Annotated in this window: 25 protein-coding genes; 17 read left to right on the forward strand and 8 right to left on the reverse strand. The window is 42.5% G+C overall.

The window, feature by feature from the left end; all coding sequences use genetic code 11:
• On the forward strand, positions 1-546 hold the full coding sequence (locus tag U0035_RS22220) for a D-glycero-alpha-D-manno-heptose-1,7-bisphosphate 7-phosphatase (protein WP_114791157.1): 546 nt from the start codon (positions 1-3) through the stop codon (positions 544-546).
• On the forward strand, positions 543-1646 hold the full coding sequence (locus U0035_RS22225) for a glycosyltransferase family 9 protein (RefSeq protein WP_114791158.1): 1104 nt from the start codon (positions 543-545) through the stop codon (positions 1644-1646). Before U0035_RS22220 ends, U0035_RS22225 begins: the two co-directional genes overlap by 4 nt.
• Here the strand turns inward: U0035_RS22225 and U0035_RS22230 are convergent.
• From U0035_RS22230 to U0035_RS22240, 3 genes are read right to left on the reverse strand one after another with little or no spacing between them, the layout of a single operon-like run.
• On the reverse strand, positions 1604-2560 hold the full coding sequence (locus tag U0035_RS22230; RefSeq protein ID WP_114791159.1) for a glycosyltransferase family 9 protein: 957 nt from the start codon (positions 2558-2560) through the stop codon (positions 1604-1606). The genes U0035_RS22225 and U0035_RS22230 overlap by 43 nt on opposite strands.
• Positions 2523-3539: a glycosyltransferase family 2 protein gene (locus U0035_RS22235; RefSeq protein ID WP_114791160.1), complete on the reverse strand. Its 1017-nt coding sequence runs from the start codon at positions 3537-3539 to the stop codon at positions 2523-2525. Before U0035_RS22235 ends, U0035_RS22230 begins: the two co-directional genes overlap by 38 nt.
• Before the next feature lie 4 nt (positions 3540-3543).
• Positions 3544-5250 (reverse strand): carbamoyltransferase family protein, encoded by a 1707-nt coding sequence (locus U0035_RS22240; RefSeq protein WP_114791161.1) that lies wholly within the window; start codon positions 5248-5250, stop codon positions 3544-3546.
• A 440-nt stretch (positions 5251-5690) separates the two neighbouring features.
• Here U0035_RS22240 and U0035_RS22245 point away from each other — a divergent pair, with 440 nt between their 5' ends.
• The 6 genes from U0035_RS22245 (at position 5691) to U0035_RS22270 (ending at position 10591) form a co-directional block, all read left to right on the forward strand.
• The gene (locus U0035_RS22245; RefSeq protein ID WP_245957732.1) at positions 5691-6488 is read left to right on the forward strand and encodes a mechanosensitive ion channel family protein; all 798 of its coding nucleotides are present in this window, start codon (positions 5691-5693) and stop codon (positions 6486-6488) included.
• A 27-nt stretch (positions 6489-6515) separates the two neighbouring features.
• Complete coding sequence (locus U0035_RS22250; RefSeq protein ID WP_114791163.1) at positions 6516-7268, forward strand: DUF72 domain-containing protein; 753 nt, start codon at positions 6516-6518, stop codon at positions 7266-7268.
• A 219-nt stretch (positions 7269-7487) separates the two neighbouring features.
• Entirely contained in the window at positions 7488-7682 is a 195-nt protein-coding gene (locus U0035_RS22255) for a hypothetical protein (protein ID WP_114791164.1), read from the forward strand.
• Between the two features lie 475 nt (positions 7683-8157).
• Complete coding sequence (locus U0035_RS22260; protein ID WP_114791165.1) at positions 8158-9639, forward strand: PAS domain S-box protein; 1482 nt, start codon at positions 8158-8160, stop codon at positions 9637-9639.
• A 21-nt stretch (positions 9640-9660) separates the two neighbouring features.
• Complete coding sequence (locus U0035_RS22265; RefSeq protein ID WP_114791166.1) at positions 9661-10014, forward strand: response regulator transcription factor; 354 nt, start codon at positions 9661-9663, stop codon at positions 10012-10014.
• 46 nt (positions 10015-10060) lie between these two features.
• Positions 10061-10591, forward strand: a complete 531-nt coding sequence (locus tag U0035_RS22270; RefSeq protein ID WP_114791167.1) for a hypothetical protein — start codon at positions 10061-10063, stop codon at positions 10589-10591.
• A gap of 17 nt (positions 10592-10608) precedes the next feature.
• Here U0035_RS22270 and U0035_RS22275 read toward each other — a convergent pair whose 3' ends face one another.
• Positions 10609-10920, reverse strand: coding sequence for a winged helix-turn-helix transcriptional regulator (locus tag U0035_RS22275; protein WP_114791168.1), 312 nt, complete (start codon positions 10918-10920; stop codon positions 10609-10611).
• A 161-nt stretch (positions 10921-11081) separates the two neighbouring features.
• On the opposite strand from U0035_RS22275, the gene U0035_RS22280 reads away from it, so the two are divergent.
• From U0035_RS22280 to U0035_RS22290, 3 genes are all read left to right on the forward strand, one after another.
• Positions 11082-12002 (forward strand): ClpXP adapter SpxH family protein, encoded by a 921-nt coding sequence (locus U0035_RS22280; protein WP_114791452.1) that lies wholly within the window; start codon positions 11082-11084, stop codon positions 12000-12002.
• A gap of 260 nt (positions 12003-12262) precedes the next feature.
• Positions 12263-13180 carry an alpha/beta fold hydrolase gene (locus U0035_RS22285; RefSeq protein ID WP_114791169.1) on the forward strand — a complete coding sequence of 306 codons (918 nt, stop codon included), beginning with the start codon at positions 12263-12265 and terminating at the stop codon, positions 13178-13180.
• Between the two features lie 203 nt (positions 13181-13383).
• Positions 13384-13983, forward strand: a complete 600-nt coding sequence (locus U0035_RS22290) for a YidH family protein (RefSeq protein ID WP_114791170.1) — start codon at positions 13384-13386, stop codon at positions 13981-13983.
• A gap of 90 nt (positions 13984-14073) precedes the next feature.
• On the opposite strand, the gene U0035_RS22295 is transcribed toward U0035_RS22290, so the two are convergent.
• The gene (locus U0035_RS22295; RefSeq protein WP_114791171.1) at positions 14074-14697 is read right to left on the reverse strand and encodes a TetR/AcrR family transcriptional regulator; all 624 of its coding nucleotides are present in this window, start codon (positions 14695-14697) and stop codon (positions 14074-14076) included.
• Positions 14698-15206: 509 nt separating this feature from the next.
• Between U0035_RS22295 and U0035_RS22300 the strand changes: the two genes are divergently transcribed.
• Together U0035_RS22300 and U0035_RS22305 are read left to right on the forward strand one after the other, a co-directional pair.
• Positions 15207-15803 carry a hypothetical protein gene (locus U0035_RS22300; protein WP_162817878.1) on the forward strand — a complete coding sequence of 199 codons (597 nt, stop codon included), beginning with the start codon at positions 15207-15209 and terminating at the stop codon, positions 15801-15803.
• A 3-nt stretch (positions 15804-15806) separates the two neighbouring features.
• Positions 15807-16022: a hypothetical protein gene (locus U0035_RS22305; RefSeq protein WP_114791173.1), complete on the forward strand. Its 216-nt coding sequence runs from the start codon at positions 15807-15809 to the stop codon at positions 16020-16022.
• A 635-nt stretch (positions 16023-16657) separates the two neighbouring features.
• Here U0035_RS22305 and U0035_RS22310 read toward each other — a convergent pair.
• Both U0035_RS22310 and U0035_RS22315 read right to left on the reverse strand, forming a co-directional pair.
• Positions 16658-17257 carry a hypothetical protein gene (locus U0035_RS22310; protein ID WP_211316437.1) on the reverse strand — a complete coding sequence of 200 codons (600 nt, stop codon included), beginning with the start codon at positions 17255-17257 and terminating at the stop codon, positions 16658-16660.
• Positions 17258-17316: 59 nt separating this feature from the next.
• Positions 17317-18084: a hypothetical protein gene (locus tag U0035_RS22315; protein ID WP_114791174.1), complete on the reverse strand. Its 768-nt coding sequence runs from the start codon at positions 18082-18084 to the stop codon at positions 17317-17319.
• Positions 18085-18332: 248 nt separating this feature from the next.
• On the opposite strand from U0035_RS22315, the gene U0035_RS22320 reads away from it, so the two are divergent.
• The 4 genes from U0035_RS22320 to U0035_RS22335 all read left to right on the forward strand — a co-directional run bounded on the left by U0035_RS22320 (position 18333) and on the right by U0035_RS22335 (position 23064).
• Positions 18333-19958, forward strand: coding sequence for an ABC-F family ATP-binding cassette domain-containing protein (locus tag U0035_RS22320; protein ID WP_114791175.1), 1626 nt, complete (start codon positions 18333-18335; stop codon positions 19956-19958).
• A gap of 140 nt (positions 19959-20098) precedes the next feature.
• Positions 20099-20407, forward strand: coding sequence for a C1 family peptidase (locus U0035_RS22325; RefSeq protein ID WP_245957733.1), 309 nt, complete (start codon positions 20099-20101; stop codon positions 20405-20407).
• A gap of 2 nt (positions 20408-20409) precedes the next feature.
• Complete coding sequence (locus tag U0035_RS22330; protein WP_245957734.1) at positions 20410-21291, forward strand: C1 family peptidase; 882 nt, start codon at positions 20410-20412, stop codon at positions 21289-21291.
• 375 nt (positions 21292-21666) lie between these two features.
• A complete protein-coding gene (locus tag U0035_RS22335) occupies positions 21667-23064 on the forward strand; it encodes a Gfo/Idh/MocA family protein (protein ID WP_211316438.1) in 1398 nt (465 codons plus the stop codon).
• A 440-nt stretch (positions 23065-23504) separates the two neighbouring features.
• On the opposite strand, the gene hisIE is transcribed toward U0035_RS22335, so the two are convergent.
• Entirely contained in the window at positions 23505-24098 is a 594-nt protein-coding gene (gene hisIE, locus U0035_RS22340) for a bifunctional phosphoribosyl-AMP cyclohydrolase/phosphoribosyl-ATP diphosphatase HisIE (protein ID WP_114791177.1), read from the reverse strand.
• Between the last annotated feature and the right edge of the window lie 20 nt (positions 24099-24118).

Below are 24118 nucleotides of genomic sequence, written 5' to 3' on the forward strand. Positions count from 1 at the left end.
ATGAGCCCGGCAATATTTATCGATAAAGATGGTACATTAATACGGGATGTACCTTATAATGTTGATCCGCAACTGCTGGAGTTTACACCTGGTGCTGTTTCTTTTTTAAATGTTATGAAGAAGGCGGGTTATCGGTTGATACTGGTGAGCAATCAGCCTGGAATTGCTATGGGACTGTTTAGCGAAACAGCTTTTACCGATTATATCCGGCATATGAATCAGTTGTTAAGCCCGGGGCTGGATAGTATTTATTATTGTGCGCATGCCCGTCCGGGATCAGACGGCAGTTTTCATTGCGATTGCCGAAAGCCTTTACCGGGCCTTCTGCTAAGGGCTGCATTCGAACAAAAAATTTCATTACCGCATTCATGGATGATTGGTGATATACTGGATGACGTGGAAGCAGGCAACCGTGCTGGTTGTCAAACCATCCTGTTAAATAACGGAGGCGAGACAGAGTGGCTGCCCGGCCCTATGCGATTACCCGATTTTACAGTGAAACGATTTGAAGAAGCCGAAAATATTATCTTAAAAAATAAAATATGAAACCGGATCCGGGTATCAAGCGTATCCTTTGCATCAGGCCCGATAATATGGGTGATATACTTATGAGTACACCTGCAATAAGAGCCTTAAAAGAATATTTCGGTGCACACATTACTTTATTAACATCCAGGCAGGGGAGTCCGATAGCCGGCTTCATCCCCGAAATTGATCAAACTATTATTGCAGACCTGCCCTGGGTTCAATTACCTGGCTCGGTAGGTGATATGCAATCAGTGATCGAAGAACTCCGTTCAGGTGCATTCGATCTGGCGATTATCTTTACGGTATTCAGTCAAAGTGCGCTTCCGTCGGCCCTTCTGGCTTTTATGGCGGGTATTCCCCGGCGATTAGCTTATGCGAGGGAAAATCCTTATGAATTGCTCACGCATTGGGTGCCCGATGATGAGCCTTTTGGCACCATTCATCACCAGGTTTACCGGGATCTGAAACTGGCAGCTACAATAGGTGCCCGAACCCTTTCTACAGTATTAAGTATGGAAGTGCCCGAACCGGCAGTTTTTCGCCTAGCGGCCAAACTGAACCGGATGGGTATTGAAGACTCACTGCCCTTTATGGTGCTGCATGCCGGTACCACCGATCTGAAGCGACAATATACAATGAAGAACTGGATTGCTATAGGAAAGAAAATTATTCGCCAATGGAAGATGCCACTTCTTTTAACAGGAAGCGAAAAGGAGAATAAAATGACCAGCCTCATATGGAAAGAAATCAACCATCCTCTCTGCCACAATATTGGCGGGCAACTAGCCCTGGACGAGCTTTTAAGCCTTGTCAGTAAGTGCAGGCTGCTGATAACGGTGAACTCATTACCGCTGCATATTGCTTCTGCACTAAAGAAGCCCGTAGTGGTGGTATATGCTAAAACGAATCCGCAACATACACCCTGGCAAACGCCTCATCAGGTATTGTATTTCGACGTGCCACAGTCCTTGCAAAGCAGGAACCGGTTACTTCAGTTTATGGCCGCTACCCATAATTGGGAGGGGCCTGAAGCTACCATCAACCAGGTTGTCAATGCCGTCACTTCTTTAATGCCTCAGGATATCAGCTGTGAAGCTGTGGCCAGTACACTATCGTAACTGTCATGCTTTAACCAGTCTATGGTGGCATGCCGTGAAGTATCCAAAGGCCCCCACCGGTGCGGTTCCCCATCCATGCTTATTACCACGCTTTTGGTTTTCGTTGCCGCACCCAGGTGCGATACGCCGGTGCAGTTACTGATCAGACCTGAAGCATGACGTAGTATTAATGCCAGGCTGCCAAGGGTAGTATGGCCCGCAATGTCGATAGCCCGGCCGCGCAGCACGTGGTTAATGGTGCCGGTAAGTGCTTTTTCTTGAGGGCCGCCTGTTAGCAATATTGTAAAACCTTTATCCATAAAATGGGCGGCAATACGTGCAAAAAGTTCGGGAGGCCATTGCCGGGTTATCAAAGCTGATCCGGGGTGGATGCAGATATATGGCTTATCTAAGTTAATATCCAGTTTCTCCAGTTCCTTTTCATCGGCATCAGTAAAAGGGAAGTCGATATGAATACCATCGTGCGGTATATGCAGGTGTTGCAGCAGGGCAAGATGTTTCTGTATTTCATGTATTTTTTCCGGATATTCCAGGAAATTGCGGGTGCCGGATCTTTTGTCTCCTGCTTCACAGAAACCTGCCAGGCAACGGGGGTGTAATTGTTCAAGCATATCATTTACAATACTGCCATTACCCTGCATTTGTAGTAATAAGTCGATGTGACTCTTTTTCATGTCATAAAAGAAACTATTGATGGCATCAATATGTACTGGCTGTTCAGGTAAACCCGGATAGCCTGGAAAATGGATGAAATCGTCGATGTAACAATAATACCTTTCAACAAAAGTAGCAGACCAGGGGAGTCCCATTAAAGAGATCCTTGCCTGGGAGAAAGCCTTCCGTAAAGCACGAAACGCAGGCACTGTGCAGAGAAGATCACCTAATTTGAGCGCCCTGAAAATGACGATATGCATTGTTTTGTACGGGTTTTATTTTCCTGAATTTGTAGTTGCCATACCAGTTCCAGTATAAGGAAAGAAACGGTATACACAATGATGTGAGCACCATTTCAGTTATATGACCAGGACTGAGACTGTTTTGAAAAAGTCGCTTGTAAATGAAAAAAGATATACCTGATAATGCAACGATCATACAACTGATGGCAGCTACCGGCTCGCCTATGGCAAAACACGCCAGCGAGCAGAGTATGCCTGTTACGGACAGGTAATAATAAAGTGGAGGAGACTCTTTAATGTAAAGCCGGTAAAAAAGCGGGTATTTTTTACGAAGCAGCGCGTTGTACAAAGACTTTTGTTGTTCTTTTATACTGACGCCCCAACGCACGGTACGTACGGGGTGGTACACCAGGCAGTCGGGCGCATAATAAGGGTTTTCACCATTGTTGAGTAAAGCAAACTCCAGGTCCGAATCTTCTCTCCAGGCCACTTTATACTGCTCGTCAAATCCGCCAACCTGGTCCAGCAGCGTTTTACGACAGGCTACATTGGCAGTTACAAAAGCAGGTGCTTCAAGCCGGGCCGTTTGCCTTTCAAAATCGGTTAATCGCGGATGGTCTGTCGGAACTTTTACCCGGCCATATATAACATGGCATAAGGGGTTATGAAAATGCTGGACAATCTGGGTTAACCAGTTGGAAGCAGGCACGCAGTCATCGTCGGTAAAAGCTACAACGTTGCCTGCTGCATTGCGCCAACCCAGGTTACGGGCCGCTGCCGGCCCCCCTTTATCCGCCAGGCATAAATATTTGATTGTAGCTACTGTTTTGTACAGTGTGTCATTTACACAGCTCTTTGACTCAACACAGGGTCCATCGCTTATTACCAGTATCTCATACTGTGATGCATCCAGTTCCTGTTCTGTCAAAGCACGCAGGCATCGTTTCAACAGGTCCGGGCGCTGGTAGGTAGGCACCACCACGGATATTAAGATCATATTATTACTGTTTATATTGTTTACTAATATGGAACGATCCGATGATCAGGTCATCAAAAGGGGTGGACCAGAAACATTCGATCGCATCACGGGGCGTACATACAATGGGCTTGCCTCTTGAGTTAAAGGAAGTGTTAATCAGGATGGGAATACCTGTTTGTTCATGAAAAGCATATAGTACATCATGATAAAGAGCATGTTGCTGCCGGTTGACGGTTTGTATCCTTGCCGTACCATCGACATGACAAACGGCAGGTATCTTTTCCTTTTGATCTTCCTTCACTTTAAAAGTAAAAAGCATAAAGGGAGAGATATGGGCTGCTTCGAACCATTCGCGGGCTTTATCTTCCAGTACTACCGGGGCAACAGGACGGAAGTCTTCGCGGTCCTTTAATACATTAAGCTTAGCTTGCATGCCCGGATCGATAGGCGATGCCAGTATAGACCTGGATCCTAACGCACGAGGCCCGAATTCCATTCTTCCCTGAAACCAGCCAATGATCCGGTTTTGAGCAAGGATGGCCGCGGTCTCTTTCGCTATATCAGTGAGCCTGCGATAGGGGATCTTATTTTCTTTGAGAAAAGTTTCGATGGTCTCATCACTATAGTCAGGCCCCCAATAAGCATGGGTCATTTCAAAACTACGAGGTAGATCAAGTTCCTGCGCATCCGTCCATAGAGCAGCGCCCAATGCCGTTCCCGCATCACCTGCCGCAGGCTGTACCCATATATTTTCAAAAATGCCCGCATCCCTGATATAGGCGTTCAGCACGCAGTTTAATGCAACGCCACCTGCCAGGCATAGATTTTTTTGTCTGCTGGTTTTCTGCAGCCAGTTACATAACTCCAGCATTTTTTCCTGTAATACTACCTGGAGCGAACGTGCGATATTAAAATGAACGTCTGTGAAAGGTGAGCCCGCTTGCCTCGGCTCACCCAATAGTTTTTCCAATTCATCAAACGCGATGGCGTACTGTCCTTCTTCGCCTACCTGTATAATATGGCGTAGTCCTTCTGCCCATGTTGGCTCTCCATAAGATGCCAGGGCCATTACCCGGTACTCATCTGAAGAATGCTGGAACCCCAGGTGCATAGTGATCTTTTCATATAGCAAACCTAAGGAGTGAGGAAGATTTACCTGGCCAATGCGTTGGATGCCGGAGCCTTTACCTATACTATAAGAAGTAGTGGCCTGTTCTCCCCGGCCATCCGCTACCAAAATAGCCGCCTCTTCGAAAGGTGACGGCAAAAAGGCGCTGGCAGCATGTGCCAGGTGATGATCAGTAAAGCGCCATTGATTTTCCCGGATCCTGGCGCCCTTGAAACGTTGTTGAAGGTGATGCGGATAGCCGTCCTCTAAATGGAAACGGGCATTCAGAATATAAGTCAGGAATAATGCATCCCAGGATTGGGGCGACCCTTTATCTGAAGACATCGTCAGGGGCAGTGAAATAGGAGCTGCCTGTTCCAGTAACTGGTACGGACCAAATGAGTACGAAAAGAAGTCAATGTCATTTATATGGATGTCTGCGGTTTCCAGGCAATAAAATATAGCGTGAAAGGGTAGCTCATAAGTAGAGAAAGGGATGGGTCTTTTGCCATGCTTTACCTGTGTAAAACGTTCCTCCTCAGCCGCAGCTATCAGCTGCCCGTCTTTTACCAGGCAGGCAGCACTATCGTGAAATGCTGCATTAATTCCTAATGTGTACATATTTTAAAGGGTTAAAGGTTACCAGCCATGCATCAAATAACCCGCCAACACGAGCCATTGCAGAACGATAGTCAGAATCGGATAACAATGAGAAAAATATTTCATTTACTGTGGAAGTATTTTCAGAACCGGCGGCAACCCTCGTCCGGTTCCTTGTTTTGCTGGTATTTTCTTTCAAAAGAATATCCTACATAAGAGCAGGGGTGTATTGGAACGGTTTTTGAATTTAGTTTGATGTCAATTTTCACACAAGCAGTTAGTTTTGATTGCGACCCCTGTTTCTACAGGGGTCTTGTCATTACAAATAATATAGCCTAAAGCTCGCCCCCTCAAGGATTTCAATATTTTAACGTATAAACACCTGCCCGGAACGATAATTGTTGAAGCTCGCTATAAACATTAGGGAAGCGATAAATGGGCTACAATGTTAAATATGGGTTATGGCAGAAATAAAAACAGAAGAATGGTTAGATAAATTATCAACATGGGTCGTCGGTAAAGGTCCCGCTATTGTGCTGGCTGTATTGGTTTTGCTAATAGGCTTGTGGCTAATCAAAGTTTTCTCCAACTATTTGGGCAGGGTCATGCAGGGTAAAAAGATCGATCGTTCCCTGAAACCTTTTTTGCGTAGCCTGATCATCGTGTTTTTGAGGGTATTGTTATTATTGGCTGTAATGCAGATAGCAGGAATTGCAATGACACTTTTTGCAGCATTGATCACCTCTTTAGGTGTGGCAGCCGGGCTGGCGTTATCAGGCACATTGCAAAATTTTGCCAGTGGAATTCTGATCCTTTTTTTAAAACCCTTTCGTGTTGGCGATAATATACTCACACAGGGGCAGGAAGGCACCGTTGCCGAGATCAGGATATTTTACACCATCATTACTACTTACGATAACCGGATGGTAGTAGTGCCTAACAGTAAACTGTCGAACGAAGTTATCATTAATCTCAGTGGTTCGGGTAACAGGCGACTGGATATAGAAATGAAGTTTGGAAATGCTATCGATTATGAGCAGGTGAAATCAGTGATCGACCAGGCAATCGCAGATGCAGGCAATATCCTGGAGGATCCACCCCGCAGGGTAGGTATTTCCTCCCTGGAGGCAGACGGGTATAAAGTGATGCTTAATCTCTGGATTGATGCACATGGTTTTGTTGATACCAAAATAAGATTTCAGGAAATGTTGCTGCAAAGGCTAAAGAGTTCGGGCCTTAAGTTGCCTGGTATGGCATAGGCTTTGAATATATGTTGCCGGTAAATAATGAGTGCAGAAAAATTATATATAGGAACCAGTGGAATTGTACTGCCCTATAAGAACCAGTTGGCTTATCCCGAAGCATTAAAAGGATTAAGCCGGTTGAGTGTATATAGCACTATTTTTAATTCACTCGAAGTGAATTCCATTTTTTATAAATTGCCCCGCCCCGCCACCATAGCCCAATGGAGCGAATCGGTAGGCGAAGCATTTCGTTTCACATTTAAATTATGGAAGCAGATAACACACCGTCCCCAGCTTGATTTTGACAAAGCAGACCTGGTAAAATATTTTGAAGTGATTGCTCCGGCAGGAGAAAAAGCCGGATGCTTATTAGTCCAGTTTCCGGCGTCTGTTAAATGTGGGTTTATTAAAAAATTGGGAGCCCTGCTTTCCGGTATACAACAATTAAATGATGGTGTATGGCCGGTAGCGGTTGAATTCAGAAGCTCCTGCTGGTATACGGATGAAACTTATGAACTGCTGAATCAGTATAATGCAGCAATGGTTTATCATGACAAGTGGGGCAGCGAATCGCCACAACCCAATCTTGATGCAGATCATATTTACCTCCGCTTTCATGGACCGCGGGGAGATTATAGGGATAGTTATGATCCGGGGTTGTTATATGAGTATGCGGAATATGTGATTGACTGGATGGATGCAGGCAAAACTGTATATATTTATTTCAATAACACTATGGGTGATGCTTTAAATAATGCACAGGTTTTGAGAAAATTTATAAAGGAAAGAATTTAAAGTATCGTTTTTGCTGATGATGAGCGCCTTGCCGGATTTATTAATAAGAGTAAGCGAATCCACAAAAACAACGGGTTGTAGCATATTTTCTACTAATTATGGGGCTCTGAATGAGCCGATGAATTTTCAAGGTATTCATAATCAGTTGCTTTCAATTGAATAAATTGCCAGGTAACAGAAGGCATTAAAGTTGCTGTTTTAGCTTATATTGATTTTAGCATGAAAAATAACAGGGATAGCAGAAAAGGAATCGTACAGCCCGACCTGGGGCCGCGCAATTGGGTAGCAGGAAAAAGCCTCAATGACTCGGGAACTATTGGTTTTCCCGGAGAAAAGTTGAGTTCCTATCTTCAGAAATTGACCGATAATAACTCCAAAGGGAAGGAGGACAATAATCTTTTTCCTAAAGGATAATCATTAACAAACATTTTGGCTAGTTTTTCTTAATAGTTTTCGCATACGCCTCGTGTTTCTACATGAGGTTTTTTTTAATACGAAGCGTATATCACCTCGTAGATAGGATACAGTAAAAATAATATACAGCAGTCAGGCCTCGGCCAGGTAATTGGGAGTAAAAATTGCTATAAAATTTATTATGATTTCTTCGTAACGGATCTTTATAGGGTCCCCGCTTTAAAAGTGATTTATTTTTTTGAAAGTATTTTATAGGAATTCAACTACCGGCAGAAATGAGGATACTGGTCAGAAAATGACATAGAACGGTTTTAAAGTGCATTTGTACGGCATTAAATGGTGACACATAGTTCATATCTCATGCAAATGCCTCCCGATATTCCAGCAATAGCGTCTGGTCAATGAAATATTGGGTAGTTCGTTGTAAATCAGGACTAGTAGGCGGTGTTAATTGTTTTTTAGTTAGTTTTACCTTATGAATGAATCGATGCCTTTATGGGTTGCGGAAGAGCGGCAGGCGCTATTGGCTGCAATAGTTGATTATTCAGAAGATGCTATTATTAGCAAAACCCTTGATGGTACAATAACCAGTTGGAACCTCGCTGCAACTGTTCTTTTCGGATACCATGAATCGGAGGCAGTAGGACAGCATATTTCATTGATCATTCCGGCGGATCGTCTTCACGAAGAAAATTTTATTATTAGTGAAATCAGCAATGGAAGGCGAATTCAGCATTTTCAAACGATCCGAAAAGCCAAGTCAGGGCAGGAAATTCCTTTGTCACTGGCCATTTCACCTATTAAAAACAGTCAGGGTATCATAATCGGCGCTTCAAAAATAGCCCGTGATATCAGCCGCCAGAAAGAAGCCGCTGAAAAGCAGGGAATGCTGGCTGCTATCGTAAACAATTCTGATGACGCCATTGTAAGTAAAACACTTGATGGCATCATCACCAGCTGGAACAACGCAGCAGCCCGCATGTTTGGTTATACAGAGACCGAAGCGATAGGCCGGCATATTTCTCTTATTATTCCTCATGAGCGTCTTGCCGAAGAAGATTACATTATCGGTGAAATTAAAAAAGGCCATAGCGTTTCTCATTTCGAAACCATCAGGGTTACTAAGAACGGTGATTTTATTCCCATTTCTCTTACGGTTTCACCTATCCTGAACGAGAGCAAAACAATTATCGGCGCTTCTAAAATAGCCAGGGACATATCTGAAAAAGTGGCGGCTCATAAAGAGTTAGAGCACTTATATCAACAGGTAAAAACCCTGAGCGATAGAAAGGACGAATTCATAGCCATGACGACGCACGAGCTGAAAACACCGGTAACTTCTTTGAAAGGCTTCCTGCAACTACTTCAGATCCATACCGGGGCCGACGGTAAGGGCAGACTTTTCGTAGAGCGCAGCATAAGGCAGGTAGAGAAGCTGGCAATGCTTATCAACGACCTGGTAGACTTTTCTAAATTACAGGCAGGGAAATTGGGCATGCATTTTGAGTCCTTCGATATTAAAGTGCTGGTAGAAGATTGTCTGGAATTATATGCAACCAATAGTAGCCATCCCTTTAGGTTCAACTATAGCGGATCACTTGAAGTGCAGGCAGATCGTCTGAGAATTGAGCAGGTGATAGATAATCTGGTTAGTAATGCTGTTAAGTATTCACCACAGGGAGGAAGCATCGATATAACGGTGGAAGGAAAAACAGACGCAGTAGAAGTAAAGATAAAAGATGAAGGCATCGGGATTGATGATGCGGTAAAGGGCAAGCTGTTCAGCCAGTTTTTTAGGGCAGTAGACCCGGGTTATAGTATACCGGGCTTAGGAATGGGTTTATATATTACCAAAGAAATTATAGAGCGTCATGGAGGTTCTATAAGCGTGGAAAGCATACTGGGAAAGGGTTCCGTTTTCAGCTTTGTGCTACCCAGGCAATCCTGCAACCAATAAAGATATTCGCAAGCTTATAAAATGAAAAAGAAGGAAATTTTAATTGTAGAAGATAACAACGATATCCGGGAGTTGATTGGTTTTATCTTAACTGAAGACTCTTATGAGTTAAAAATGTGCGCTACTGCCGGTGCGCTCAATACCGAAATGAGTAAGCACCTACCTAATGTTATTGTGCTGGATATTATGTTGCCCGATGGCAATGGGATCGATTTGTGCAGGCATATAAAAAGTGATCCGTCTACCAGCCATGTGCCTGTTGTGTTGATGTCGGCGCATGAGAATGAATGGCAGAAAGACTCTGGTGCGGATTCCTTTATAGCCAAACCCTTTAATATTGGCGATTTTAAAACGGTTGTTGAAAGCTACCTGTAGAAGATGCTACGCTAACCCATACTACAGCTGCATCATAAAAGTATCGATGAACTTAGCCCTATTGTTTAAAGATAAAACCATCAAAGCCAAAGCTAAAGTGGCCCGGGTAGGTAATTGGATATTGTCTGATGAATTAGGTGTTCATGAATTATTGGCTTTTAGTGAAACGCAGAACCCCTCAGATAAAGCAACCTGTATAGAAGCATTGGAATATGTAACCCGAAAAAATCCGGCTGTTGCAGACGAAGGCCTGCTGGATTTTATGACCGCCACTTTACAGGAAGATGAACCCCGCATTAAATGGGAAAGTGCCAGGGTGATTGGCAATATAGCAAAGTTATTTCCGACAGCTTTATCTAAAGCTATTGATCATTTGCTCATTAACGCCACGCATTCCGGTACAGTAGTCCGTTGGTCCAGCGCTTTTGCATTGGCCGAAATACTAAAACTTAAGACAGCATATAATATAAAATTACTTCCTGCAATAGAGTCCCTAAACTCAAAGGAGACAGATGGCGGTGTTCAGAAGAAATACCAGGACGCTCTGAAAAAAGTACGAAAGGGAACAAAGGGATGATCCTGCTTTGGTCTGCGTTAACCTAAGTGTTCTAATTGCTGCAACACCGGAACAAAGAAACGGCCTCGCTCGGTGAGGCAATATTCAATATGTAATGGCTTTGTTTTGATAGTGGTTTTTTCCAATATCCCCATCCCTTCAAGATCTTTGAGCGCAACAGCAAGACTTTGCTTATTAGAGCCGGGTATATCACGAAGCAGGCTGCTGAAGCGAAGGGGGCGATCCATCGCAAGGCGAAATATTTCGGGTTTCCATTTGCCCGAAAGCATTTTAAGCAGGGCCTGTGCCGGACAGGTTTCTTTCTCTTCCATAGCCATTTGAATAGTCATAAAAATCTGACTTATTGTACACCCGGTTGATAACTGGCAACTTTGTGCAAATTTATAAAAAATTGCACAGGGCATTAAGAATAGTGAAACCGGTTTATTTACTTTTAACTATTTTACTTGCATCGGGCAATATGCCTTGCCGCTCTCAAAAAGGAAGAACTATGCATCAACAAAACAATCCGCTATTATGCGATCCGGAAACCGGCATCTGCGAAATACCTGGTAGCGCCGCCACTTCAGGCACAACTGGCACTGTTTCGACAGTCGAAAAGCCGGTTAAACTCACTTACTTTACCGACCCTATCTGCTCTTCCTGCTGGGGTATCGAGCCTCAATTGAGAAAACTGAAGCTCGAATATGGTGATAGTATTGAAATCGATTATCGCATGGGTGGTTTATTGCCCGACTGGAGTTACAATAGCGGAGGAATCAGTAAGCCTTCTGATGTGGCGCATCACTGGGATGAAGTAAGCATTTATTATGGCATGCCCATCGATGGTGACGTATGGCTGGAGGATCCTTTGCCATCTTCTTATCCGCCATCAATCGCTTTTAAAGCAGCTCAGATGCAGGATCATGCTAAAGCCGTAGCCTTCCTGCGGGTCATCAGGGAAATGGTCTTTTTGCAAAAGAAAAATATTACGCCCTGGGAAAACCTGGGTCTGGCAGCACAAAGAGTAGGATTGGATACCACCCAACTAAAAAAGGATTATGAGGGAAATGCTCAAATACTTTTCGAGGAAGACCTGAAGCTGGCCCGTCAATGGGGCGTGAGAGGATTTCCAACCATGTTCTTTACCGATGCTACGGCGCAAAGGCAGGTGGTATATGGTTCTAAACCTTATGGCGCCTACCAGGATGCCATCCTGCAGTTATCGCCAGGTCTGACTCCCAGGCCTTATAGTAAAGAATGGTCAGCATTGTTCGGTACCTATCCTTCCCTTACGGCAAAAGAGTTTTCCGAACTGTCTCAAACAGCCAGGCCTGTTGCTGAAAAACTGCTCGAAGAATTGACCAATGCAGGAGAGTTGAAGAAACTGGCTACGAAGAATGGTTCTTTGTGGACTCTGAAGGAGCGTTAAAATAATGGATCTATGTCACCTTGTGGTGAATAAGCTCTATTTTTGATAGTTGTAATCCTGGCAAAGAACGTTTTATTAGTTATCCCAAATGATCAACCAGTAAGGCGAAAAAGTAAGCGCTGACCAGAGCCGGCTTTTGAATTCCTCGTCAGTACCTGAAACCAAAGAAAATAGTACGGCCGACATTTCCAGGTCCTATAGATTAGAGAGCGAGGCCTGTTAAGTCGAATGCCTATCCGAAAAAATTAAAATCCGATTAAATGAGATTTTTCGTTGCAGCTTTATGGTTGCTGCTTTATGGATCTGTAAATGCGCAGGTTATCTATTCAAAAGACTATGGTAACCCGCAAAATCCTGCTGTTATTTTTATACACGGCGGACCTGGTGGTAACTCCAATCTTTTTGAAGGTACTACAGCACAGGCCCTGGCCGACCGTGGATTTTATGTAGTCGTATACGACAGGCGCGGGGAGGGGCGCTCAAAGGACGAAGCCGCTACCATGACCTTTGAAGAAAGCTTCCGCGATTTGTTAGATATATATGATCAATATCACTTAAAGAAAGCGGTAATTCTTGCTCACAGTTTTGGTGGAATCATTGCAACGCTTTTTGTACAGCAGTTCCCCGAAAAAGTCAATGCTTTTATTTTAGCAGGTGCTTTATTTGCACAACAGGAAACTTATGATCATATTCTAAAGTGTGCAAGCGAGCATTTTAAAAATGACAAGACCAGGATAGCCGAAGTATTGGCTATATCACGATTAGGCAAGAATACTGCTGATTACCGGAAGCGATGTTATGAAATAGCCGGTAAAATGAATTTTTTCAATATGCCCGTTCCAACAAAGGAAAGTAAAGACCTTAGAGAAGCGTTTGAAAAAACGGTATTCTATACAACCAGTGTAAGAAACCAAGAGTCGCCTGTAAAATTTTATAAAAATGAAATAGCCAATAACCTGGATAATCAGCCGGTATTGAAAAGCATACGTAAAAAAGGCATCCCTGTTTACGCAGTATATGGACAGGATGATGGCATATTCTCAGCTGCTCAACTTTCAAAGTTGAAAGATATAGTTGGTGAAAATTATTTTCAACTGATTGAGAATTGCTCCCATTATTTGTTTGCCGATCAACGCGAGGCTTTTATACAATTTGTAGCGCAAAAGCCGGGTAACTAACTCGTTTTTTTATAGTGGCCGTAGTGAACGCCGGCAAAGTATGTGGAAGAGATCAATAAGATAAAGTCTGCGGCAGATACTTTCGTATGGAAGGAGCCTGTAGTAATACAAAACGGATTGTAAATTTTATAACCACATTGCAAACGGCCTTATTAAACTAATGTTACAATAATTATTTTCATTGATATTTATTATATATCAAAATGACTGTAGAAACTAATAAGAGCCAGGCTTTCCTGGAAAGCGTTAAAAACCTTGCGATCGCGTTAGTGGGCACCGGTATAGCCGGAAAAGGGATTACCTATTTTACGCCACATTTCAGCTATGATGTACCCCGTATTTTGTTGCCCGTTTATGAAGTATTTGGCCCTGCCGGCCTTGCCGTTGGTATGGTAGTTTTAGGTGTGCTACTGGCTGCCTGCAGCTTCTTCAGGTGGGTAGGCAGCAAGCGTAAGCCGCTACAATGGATTTTAATAGTAGGGATACCGGCACTTTTAATAGTTGCGGCTGTATATGCAACGAGTGCTGAAAAAAAACAGGAACCGTCTAAGGCGAACTCCCGGCAGGAGCTGGCGATATCAGCAAATATTGAAGCAGCAGCATCGGGTACTGTGATTTTCCCCTCGTCTTTTAGTTGGGAGTCTAAACAACAGTATGATCAGTTAATCAAAAACCTGGACGCAGCGATACAGGAGAAAGATCCTTCTAAAAGCTGGGTAACTTACAATAAGCTGAATATATTTATAGCAGGTTTAAAGCCCGATCAGAGCGATCCGGAACAATTGCAGTTTATCATTGCTTAAAGCCAGCGGATGATGATTATAACAATCAGATTAAAAGTTTTGCAGGCGGCAAATAGCCGCCCTGGCGAACAGGTATTAACAACTCGGAAATCATAAATTCCGATAGGCCTGTTCGATAACAAAGTTAACAGCCTCCTTCACTTCATTTCTTCCTTCTTCACTTTTCATATCCAGGCCGCAAAATATGCTGCCATTTACAGCCTGGTACATATTGAGATAATAGAGGCCTGAAACTAATAACGCAGTAATAGCACGGTAACGGGCTGCATTTTTGCCAAAATGGGGGTCTACAATGGCCTCGAACAACCGTTCTCCGTTTTCTTCCTGCTTGTCGGTTAATTTTTTTAGTGATCTTCTGCTTTCAGAAAGGCGCCATAAAATAATTCTTTGAAACTCCTTGTTCTGAAACATATAGTCAAATTGTGATATAAGCATATGTTTGGTGAGCGCTTCTCCGCCATCGCTTATTTCCGCCGGTTCTGCAACTACATTACTCCAGAAATCATGAGAACGGATATACTCGTCAATCAATTGATCCGTACCTCCAAAATAATTATAGATCAGTTTCTTATCCAGGCCGGCGGTAACCGCTATGTCATTTACTTTCAAAGCAGTATATCCTTTTGTTTTTAGCAGTTTCCCCACGGCGTTCAGCAGCTTCTGTTTGCTTTTTTCTTTACTTCTTATAGGACCCTCTACAATTTTTCTTTTCATAAAAATATAATTCGGAAAACAAATACTTTTTTAAAGTTAATCAACTTTTATCTGTCACTAATTGGTGAGTTATTGTAAGTTTGTGATATAAAAAACTATCGTTTGTGTTAGTAAGCATTGATGTCGCCGCCGTAAGTGCAGCGGACAGGCTTTTTTGCTGTGGCATCAGAAAAAGGCAGAATATTTTTATCATTGCGGGGGTGGTTATGCGCCATGTTTTATGATTTTACAAAAAATGACCCGGCTTTAACCTTATAGATTCAAAGAAGTGATCAGATAAATGAAACAGGCTATTTTTTTTCTTATCGGATAGTGCTTTTTATATGGATCATGCTTATGGCAGGTGCAAAGAGCAGGAAAAGGAAGAGCCGGACCTGTGGAAAAAAGATATGGTTTTAACAGGGGCTCCGTCTGAAAGTAATAGCAATGATGTCAAAGAAAAGAAGGAATCTTTCCCGCATTTTATGGTTTTAATACAGTAGGCGGTGAACTAATAAAGATTGCAGCTTTTGAACCTTCGGAACACGATCCTTTTTGGGGAGGCTAACTGTTTTGTAGCAACCAAGTACCTCGATGACAGGGTTATAAAAAAAGATACTTTACTCAAAAATGAATATGTATATGCCAGGATAGACGCGGCCAGTGTACAGCAACAAAAAGCGGGTAATAATCATTACCCGCTGCTTACAGCCAGGCAAACGTTTAAGGGCCAGGCCATTACCGAAAAGACCATCAATTTTATCTTGCTTGACGTAAACAGCCTGGAACATTTTACGTTGGTGTACGAAGGCATATCTTCTATCCGTTGTTATGAGTGTATCGATGGCAATTATCAACCGGCGCCTATTTTAGATGCAAAACAGGGTTTAAAGGCGGTGCTCCTCGAGTATGCCAATAAAAGTAAATGGGTATACCGGCCTGCCACACAGGCTGAGAAAGATGCAAGGCATTTCTCACCTATGAACAAAAATGGAACGAGGATAACAGGGAGGATAATCACCTGGCAAACGGACATTCGGGTATTTCTGAACCTATTTGCAGTACGTATTATAAAGACAACATTTTTAAACTTACAGCGGAGCATGACAGTGTTACGGATTCAATAGAAAATGAATATTTTAAAATCCTGTCTTATTTCAGGGGAAATATCCTGGGTTTCGATAAGCAGAAGCAGCTGTATTTTCCGGTTTATATTGAAAGCTGTTATTACCGGTTGTGATAAAAAGATAAAGTTTGTTTCGCCGCAAACCATTGAAATACTGTATGATGAGTATAATGCAAAAGAGGTTTACACGGTTGAATTGAGCAAAATCCGGTTTAAGTAGTGTGAGCAGAAGACGATGTCGGCGATAGGAGATCCTGTAAAATGTGCTAAGGCGCTTTGCGAATTATAACGCGTTGGTTGCGAATTGTAAATGCAGGCAGCGTAATATGCTTAGGTGGCTTTTTTGTTCCTGATAAATAAGTAGAACAATGTGGCAGATGCACGGGCCTCTTTTATCTTCAAAAATCAACCCGGGGTAACACTTATTACATGATGCCGGGATAGGAATTTGCTATAATTCTTATTTAATATACCCGCCCTCGCAGACTATGAAACTATTCAGGCCGTTGCTATCCCAATTACCCCGGCAAAAGATAAAAGCCGGTATATCATTTAGATCGTTCCTAAAAACTTTAACAAGGGACAAATAATTGAGTTGATAGCAGATCCGGCTCCGGAAAAGCTGGATCAGTATTATAAGGAGTGCCATATCTGCGGCGCCACGGAGGCAGCTCTGTATAGCTACCAGGGAATACTTATTTTAAGATGATGCTACTAACGATGACTACATTTATGCTGTTTGCGAAAAATGTATCGGGTTGAAATAAGGAAGGCATACGGGTGGCTTTGCTTGCAAACATTGTGGTAAACGGTATTTTACTTTTCAGTTTACATAATTCGTTGAAATTACAAGCTCTATTGAAAGTAATAGGCTTTTTGATCAACGGTGTCGCACCAAAACCGCTTATGAATATTTTTGCTTTGTATATTGCTGTGCCGGGAGTAGCCGGTTAGTTCATTGATTCTCTTCTTATTCCACCAGTCAAAATCATGCTGAAGGCTCTCAGGATTATTGCCGGCTAAACTGTCTTTACTTAGATCCAGTTTTTTGATGATAGCCGCCGCTGTGGTAGTGTCACAGTTAAAGGAGAACATGTAGTCCGCATCCTGCCCGATCGCATCATCAAAGCAATAAATATTGGTTATATCTGGTGTAATATCCACTTGAAGAAAATGTCTGAAATTTTTCCGGTTGGCTTCTGTATCGGGTTGGTCACTGTTAAAAGGAGGGAAGAGCGGATCGATGATCTTTTTAGCCAGGTTAATAGTAACCGCTGTGCCTCTGTCTACCGTATAGGAAAGCGTGTAGTATCCCGTTCCAATCAGCGCAAAAAAAGCAACTAAAGAAACCAGGAGGGAGCCTTTACTTTTTCTGATAATGGCAACAATTAGAAAAACGAGTATGATGAATGCCAGCAGTATCAGGACAGTTAGTAATATCTTCAACTTCAGCATATAGTTTGCTTATATTTACTATAGTTTTCAAAGGGGGGAGGCGTATATACTGGTTCTCATCAGGCTTCGTCAATGATCCACGAAGGGTATTGGGCTACATAGACCCACCGGCCGTTTTCTTTTTTGATAAAAATGAAACTCCGGCAAATTTTATTCTCCCCACATAAAAAAGAGAACAGGTAACAGCCTTTCGAGCCTTCCGCGTTGAAAACAGCACGGTAGACTTTGTCCGCTTGTATACAGAACTCATTCTGTTCACAATCTGCTGCTTTTTTTTGATATTGATAGTGAGCCAGGTTAAAAGAAGATAACTCCAGTGGAATACTTTCTCCTTTATAATTGATCTGTTGCTTTATCAGCCCGATATAAGATTCGCCGATAATTGTGTCAAAACGGTGGAGGTTGTTTTTTTGAAAATCATCGAGCAGGTTAGCATAATTGTTCTGCCAGTCTTTTTCGGTCTTTAAGTTACGGCTTCGGGCAACATACTGGTAGGTATATAAGGTATCTGCCAGTTGAACTATTATTTTTTTATTTTGAAGTTGTGTTGTAATCGAATCCACATAGTGTTCAAAATTGGCCATTTCTTTATAAATCCCTTTTTGTTTAACAGAGTCTGGCTCAAAAGCAAGGGCCATTTTAAAAGATTCCCTCATTAATTGATAGCCCTTGTTAGTCTTTAGGAAACTCGCTGCCGAATTAGGATTCGTGTTTAAGTACTGGCAAAGTGTTTCGCTGATGATCGATCGCTCTGTGGCAAGGTCAACCGACTGAGAAAAAGACAACTGTGCAAAAGATAAAAAAAGCAGGGGTAAGATTAATTTCATAGTTATGTTGTTACAAATATAGATATACAGGTCTCATTCTCATCAGATTTTTAAGAAAATTTATGTACTGTACATTGCAAGCGTTTGGCGTTAAGCGTATTAGATGTTGTCGGGAAGTTTAATTTGTTTGGAGTGAAGAATTTACTTGCAAAAGTACAGCCCTTATAGGGTAGTCAAGTTTTCGCAGGATAAACTTTTAATCCTTCCCAACTTTAGGTTACCTTTGCAACCTTAAAAATTGTCTAGTAATGATAAGTGTAAAAGATTTGAAACTCGCTTACGGTAAGCGTGTGTTGTTTGAAGAGGTTAACGTAAACTTTACCAAGGGGAATTGTTACGGTGTAATTGGTGCTAACGGAGCTGGAAAATCTACTTTTTTAAAGATATTAAGCGGTGAAATAGAACCCAATAAGGGTACTATTACCATAACGCCCGGCGAGCGTATGGCGGTATTGAAGCAAAACCAGTTTGAATTTGACGAGCAAACAGTTTTGAATACGGTATTAATGGGGCATAAGAAAATGTGGGATACTGTTCAAAAAAGGGATGCTATTTATGCGAATCCGGATGCTACAGAAGATGATTACATGAAAGCTTCGGAACTGGAAGCTGAGTATGGTGAGATGGGCGGTTATGAAAGTGAGAGTGATGCGGCTTCATTTTTAAATGGCCTGGGCGTAACTGATGAAATGCACCAGATGCTAATGAAGGATATTCCTTCTAATATGAAGGTTAGGGTGCTTTTGGCGCAGTCTTTATTTGGTAATCCTGATATTCTTTTATTGGATGAGCCTACCAACGGTCTTGATATTGAAACCATTGGTTGGTTAGAGAATTTCCTGGCGGATTATGAGAACATCGTATTGGTAGTGAGCCACGACCGTCACTTCCTGGATGCGGTATGTACACACGTAGCCGATGTAGACAGGCAGAAGATCAAAGTATTTACAGGCAACTATTCTTTCTGGTATGAAAGCTCGCAATTAATGGCGCGCCAGGTGGCAGATAAGAATAAGAAAATGGAAGAAAAGCGTAAAGACCTTATTGACTTTATTGCCCGATTCAGCGCCAACGCTTCAAAAAGCAAGCAGGCCACCAGCCGTAAAAAGGCTTTGGAGAAGCTGAATTTTGAAGAGATCGAGCCTAGCTATAGAAAATATCCGGGTATTATCTTCCAGCCTCTTCGTGAAGTAGGAAACCAGATCTTAAATGTAGAAAAGCTGAAAGCGGCTACAGAAGATCGTGTATTATTTAATGATGTAACATTTAGTGTTAACAAAGGAGATAAGATCGCGTTGATTTCAAAGGATCCTCTTGCTGTAACACAATTCTTCGAAATCGTAAATAGTGAAGCGAAAGCTGATTCGGGTTCCTACGAGTGGGGAACAACAGTAACTTCAGCTTACCTGCCGATCGAAAATAGTAAGTTCTTTACAGAAGGCTTAAGCCTGATGGATTGGTTGCGTCAGTATGTACCACCGCATGTAACAGATGTGGATGAGCCATTCTTACGTGGCTTTTTAGGTAAAATGCTGTTCAGCGGTGAAGATGTAATGAAGAAAACAAATGTATTGAGTGGAGGGGAGAAAGTAAGATGTATGCTTAGCAAAATGATGCTGCAAAACCCGAATGTGATTGTATTAGATCAACCTACCAACCACCTCGACCTGGAAAGTATCCAGAGCTTCAACGAACAATGTACGGCTTATAGTGGTGTGGTATTGTTAACCAGCCATGACCATACTTTTATGCAAACCGTAGCCAACAGGATCATCGAGTTAACACCTAAAGGCATTATCGACCGGTTAATGACCTTTGATGAATACCTGGCTGATGACCGGGTAAAAGCATTAAGAGAAGAAATGTACAAATAGACAAATTATAGCAGAGGCGGGTTATCCCGCCTCTTTCTTTATACCTGACCGCTCATCACAATTCTGCACAGATGAATGTTGGTTTTTACTACTTTCATGCGGCTATATGCGAATTTTTCGTTTTACATTAAGAATACAATATGACAAAAAAGTTTTTATTAACGATCTCGCTGTCTATGGCAGTAGGAGGTTTGCTGCATGCGCAGGACGATCTTATTAAAAAGATAAGCGACAATAAGACGCAGGGGAAAGCTGGCTATACTTTTAAAAGAACGATTGACCTGGCAACTACGCCGATTGAGAACCAGGGTTCATCCGGAACCTGTTGGAGTTATTCTACCAATTCCTTTTTAGAATCGGAGATGATTAAAGCCGGCAGAACACCAGTGCCGCTTGCAAAGATCTACACGGCAAGATGCTCTTATATAGATAAGGCAGATAATTTGTAAGAATGAACGGTGCGGTAAGCTGGGGTGATGGGGGCGAGCCGCATGATGTAGTGAATATGTATGCTAAATACGGTATCCTGCCTTATGATAATTACACGGGCCTGGTAAATGGCGCCACCAAAAATAATTTCAACGCCATGCAAACCGGTTTGAAGGCTATGCTCGATTCGATTGTAAAGAATCCTACAGGCACTGTGGATCTGACCTGGAAAGCTCGATTTAAAGATTCATTGGATAAGTATCTGGGGGCAGTACCTCAGCAATTCGAGTATAAGGGTAAGCAGTATACGCCGGTAAGTTTTGCAAAAGAAGTAGTGGGTTTGAATCCTGATGATTATATTGAGTTTATTTCCCAGAACAATACTCCTTATTGGCAGAAAGCTATGATGATGGTGCCCGATAACTGGGCTTTTCAATGGGACTGGAATATTCCTGCTCAGGAATTCACGAATATTATCGACAATGCGTTGAAATTAGGTTATACGGTAGCATGGGGTACCGATGTATCAGAGCCGTTTTTCAGCTGGCCTAACGGGGTGGCTTTTGTTCCTCAAAATCCGGAAAATTATAAAGGTGGATTAACCGATGAGCAAAAGAAAGAATTATTTAACGGCCCTAAACCAGAACCTGAGATTACCGCCGAATTAAGGCAAAAAGGACTGGAAAACCTGAGAACGACTGACGATCATGGTATGCATATCGTTGGTATGGCTAAAGATCAGCATGGTAAAGACTACTATCTGGTTAAAAACTCCTGGGGTGAAAGTAATGACTTTAAAGGGTTTTTATATGTAACCAAGGCCTATGTACAATACAAGACGACAGGTTTAATGGTGAACAAAAAAGCGCTGCCTGCCAATATTAAGCAGAAGATCGGTATCTAATATATGGTCTCCCATAGATAATTGATGCCTCCTGTTCCTTTTCAGGAGGTTTTTTTTATTAAGTAATAAAGCATCAAAGTTTGGCGGTGCAATTTGGTCCCATGGGGATAAGATACTTGTTGGCAATGGAAGGGAGGGGTTTTGGTACGCAACTCAACCAACATATTAGCAAAACAAGTTGTTTACCGCCTTTTCGGGAACGTTTGCGTACATTTTCCCAACCGGTTTGACCGGTAAAGAATTTTATTGTGATATATTGAAGCAACATAGCTTTTCCACCTTCTTGTATTATTGCCATATTAAGCAGGTAATGTTCGAATTGGAATGTGGCTATGTTGGAAAACTATATTATCTCTAACGTAAAGCTGTCTAAAAATGGAAAATCATTCCCGAAGGTCATTCCTTTATTCATTAAGTATGCTGGCTGCGGGCACAGCATTAACCAGTCCGCTGTACGGATTCAGCACGACTAAAAAACTAAAACTGGTATTGGTAGGAACCGGTGTGAGAGGTATCTCTTTCTGGGGTAAACGATTGATCGAACAATATCCCGATAAACTGGAATTCGTAGGCCTTTGTGATATCAATCCCGGCAGGGTAGCGTATGCCAAAAAGTTTATGGGTGCATCCTGTCCCACATTCACCGACTTTGATAAAATGATCAAAGAGCAGAAGCCTGACCTGATTATTGTAACAACAAAAGACGCCGTGCATCACGAGTATATCATCAAAGGATTAAAATATGGCTGTGATGTACTAACCGAGAAACCGTTAACTATTGATGAAGATAAATGTCAGCAGATTCTGGCTGCAGAGCGTGTATCCAATAAGAAGCTAATTGTTGGATTTAATTATCGCTGGGGACCTTATGTTACGAAAATAAAAGAACTGTTGGCTGAGGGCGCCATTGGTGAAGTAACATCAGTTGATTTCAACTGGTATCTCAACACCCACCATGGTGCTTCTTATTTCAGAAGATGGCATGGCCTGATGAATGGCGGAGGCTCTTTATGGGTACATAAAGCCACGCATCACTTTGACTTGCTCAACTGGTGGCTGGATTCTGACCCCGAAGAAGTATTTGCGTACGGAGCGTTGGAGCACTATGGTAAAAACGGGCCTTTCCGTGCCAGGAATTGTCGTACCTGTGATCATAAAAAAGATTGTAAATATTACTGGGATATCACGAAGAGTGATCACGATATGCGGCTTTATGTTGACAATGAAAAATATGACGGTTATCTCAGGGACGCCTGTCTGTTTCGTAACGAGATCGATATTTATGATAAGATGTCGGCGCAGATCAGGTATGCCAATAAAGCGGTGGTGAACTATTCTCTGACTACTTATTCACCCTTCGAGGGATGGCGACTGGCATTTAACGGTCAGAAGGGGCGCATCGAAGCGTGGACTGATATACCGTTTTTCAAAAATGAGAACCTGAGCCAGGCAGAATTACATGCGGCCGAGATGAACCAGAATCTTAAAGGAGATACAGCTGTGGAACCTGTTATTTTGTTTAAGAACTGGGAGAACTTTAAGACGATTAACGTGACCAGCGAACGAGGCGGACATGGCGGGGGTGACAAGAGGTTACATGATAAGATCTTTGTTAATCCCAATGCCGCCGATCCTTTAAAACATTCGGCCGGAGTAAGAGATGGTGTGATGTCGGTATTAATAGGAGTGGCAGCCAGGAAAAGTATACAAACAGGCCAGCCGATCAAAATTGCAAATCTTACAGATCTGAAACCCTCGGCTAACAGGGTATAGAGTAAGGAATATCTTTATTGAAACTCCGGTTTACTGGTAAGTACACCGGAGTTTTTAATTGAATAATATTCTATATGCTATAATGCGATCTTAATTTTGGGGCTTTTGCAGGATCATTAAAGCTGACCATCCAGCAGATCCCCAATTTGTCAATGAATATGCCAAAGTAAGAACCCCCGGAAGGTATCATTCATTGGCATAGTTACCGCCCGTCCGCAGAAAGTCCATTAAATAGGTGATCTGCCTCCCGCTTTACTATCTGCATTGACGGACACAGAGAAATTGTTGCCTTGCTGATAGCCGGATGCCCATTAGCCACCGTATCGCTACCGATTAAAGTGGTTTCTCTACTGATCGGCAAACTGATGTGGATGATTCTATTTTTGTCTTAAACAAGAAATCCGGGTTAATGGCCCGGATAAGCATATGGTTCTTTTATTTTATTTTTTATGCCTGGTTTCTAACACCTGTAACACATCGGCCAAAGAGAAACCTTTGGCTTGTAATAATACCAGGTAATGAAACATCAGGTCGGCTGCCTCTCCCAGAAATAACTCTTTGTTGTCGTCTTTACTTTCGATAACAATTTCAACAGCCTCTTCACCTACTTTCTGAGCTATTTTGTTAATGCCTTTTGCGAATAACGATGCCGTATAGGACTTTTCGGAAGGGTTGTTCTTCCGGTCAATAATCACTTTTTCCAGTTGCTGCAAAGAGAATTGATCATTAGCTTCTCCAAAGCAGCTGATATCGCCCGTGTGGCAGGTAGGCCCCTGGGGTTCTGCTTTTATGAGAACGGTATCGTTATCACAATCCACCAAAATTTCTTTGACCAGGAGAAAGTTATTGGATGTTTCGCCTTTGGTCCATAAACGTTGTTTACTGCGACTAAAGAAAGTAACTTTCCCCTCCGCCTGTGTTTTTGCAAAAGCTTCTTCATTCATAAAGCCCAGCATCAGCACTTCCAGCGTAAGTACATCTTGTATAATTACCGGCATCAGGCCGTCGGTATATTTTGAAAAATCAGGAGCCATTTTTTATGATTTTAAGGCCC

Origin of the sequence: Niabella yanshanensis (assembly GCF_034424215.1) — a bacterium.
GTDB lineage: Bacteria > Bacteroidota > Bacteroidia > Chitinophagales > Chitinophagaceae > Niabella > Niabella yanshanensis.

What these genes read in the sequence shown, in the direction of transcription:
- U0035_RS22315 (WP_114791174.1), bottom strand. Translation starts at nt 18,084, where the DNA reads ATGAAATTAATCTTACCCCTGCTTTTTTTATCTTTTGCACAGTTGTCT.
- U0035_RS22305 (WP_114791173.1), top strand. Translation starts at nt 15,807, where the DNA reads ATGAATATTTTAAAATCCTGTCTTATTTCAGGGGAAATATCCTGGGTT.
- U0035_RS22230 (WP_114791159.1), bottom strand. Translation starts at nt 2,560, where the DNA reads ATGCATATCGTCATTTTCAGGGCGCTCAAATTAGGTGATCTTCTCTGC.
- U0035_RS22260 (WP_114791165.1), top strand. Translation starts at nt 8,158, where the DNA reads ATGAATGAATCGATGCCTTTATGGGTTGCGGAAGAGCGGCAGGCGCTA.
- U0035_RS22225 (WP_114791158.1), top strand. Translation starts at nt 543, where the DNA reads ATGAAACCGGATCCGGGTATCAAGCGTATCCTTTGCATCAGGCCCGAT.
- hisIE (WP_114791177.1), bottom strand. Translation starts at nt 24,098, where the DNA reads ATGGCTCCTGATTTTTCAAAATATACCGACGGCCTGATGCCGGTAATT.
- U0035_RS22330 (WP_245957734.1), top strand. Translation starts at nt 20,410, where the DNA reads ATGAACGGTGCGGTAAGCTGGGGTGATGGGGGCGAGCCGCATGATGTA.
- U0035_RS22255 (WP_114791164.1), top strand. Translation starts at nt 7,488, where the DNA reads ATGAAAAATAACAGGGATAGCAGAAAAGGAATCGTACAGCCCGACCTG.
- U0035_RS22245 (WP_245957732.1), top strand. Translation starts at nt 5,691, where the DNA reads ATGGCAGAAATAAAAACAGAAGAATGGTTAGATAAATTATCAACATGG.
- U0035_RS22285 (WP_114791169.1), top strand. Translation starts at nt 12,263, where the DNA reads ATGAGATTTTTCGTTGCAGCTTTATGGTTGCTGCTTTATGGATCTGTA.
- U0035_RS22275 (WP_114791168.1), bottom strand. Translation starts at nt 10,920, where the DNA reads ATGACTATTCAAATGGCTATGGAAGAGAAAGAAACCTGTCCGGCACAG.
- U0035_RS22335 (WP_211316438.1), top strand. Translation starts at nt 21,667, where the DNA reads ATGGAAAATCATTCCCGAAGGTCATTCCTTTATTCATTAAGTATGCTG.
- U0035_RS22295 (WP_114791171.1), bottom strand. Translation starts at nt 14,697, where the DNA reads ATGAAAAGAAAAATTGTAGAGGGTCCTATAAGAAGTAAAGAAAAAAGC.
- U0035_RS22220 (WP_114791157.1), top strand. Translation starts at nt 1, where the DNA reads ATGAGCCCGGCAATATTTATCGATAAAGATGGTACATTAATACGGGAT.
- U0035_RS22320 (WP_114791175.1), top strand. Translation starts at nt 18,333, where the DNA reads ATGATAAGTGTAAAAGATTTGAAACTCGCTTACGGTAAGCGTGTGTTG.
- U0035_RS22280 (WP_114791452.1), top strand. Translation starts at nt 11,082, where the DNA reads ATGCATCAACAAAACAATCCGCTATTATGCGATCCGGAAACCGGCATC.
- U0035_RS22325 (WP_245957733.1), top strand. Translation starts at nt 20,099, where the DNA reads ATGACAAAAAAGTTTTTATTAACGATCTCGCTGTCTATGGCAGTAGGA.
- U0035_RS22265 (WP_114791166.1), top strand. Translation starts at nt 9,661, where the DNA reads ATGAAAAAGAAGGAAATTTTAATTGTAGAAGATAACAACGATATCCGG.
- U0035_RS22270 (WP_114791167.1), top strand. Translation starts at nt 10,061, where the DNA reads ATGAACTTAGCCCTATTGTTTAAAGATAAAACCATCAAAGCCAAAGCT.
- U0035_RS22250 (WP_114791163.1), top strand. Translation starts at nt 6,516, where the DNA reads ATGAGTGCAGAAAAATTATATATAGGAACCAGTGGAATTGTACTGCCC.
- U0035_RS22310 (WP_211316437.1), bottom strand. Translation starts at nt 17,257, where the DNA reads ATGCTGAAGTTGAAGATATTACTAACTGTCCTGATACTGCTGGCATTC.
- U0035_RS22240 (WP_114791161.1), bottom strand. Translation starts at nt 5,250, where the DNA reads ATGTACACATTAGGAATTAATGCAGCATTTCACGATAGTGCTGCCTGC.
- U0035_RS22290 (WP_114791170.1), top strand. Translation starts at nt 13,384, where the DNA reads ATGACTGTAGAAACTAATAAGAGCCAGGCTTTCCTGGAAAGCGTTAAA.
- U0035_RS22235 (WP_114791160.1), bottom strand. Translation starts at nt 3,539, where the DNA reads ATGATCTTAATATCCGTGGTGGTGCCTACCTACCAGCGCCCGGACCTG.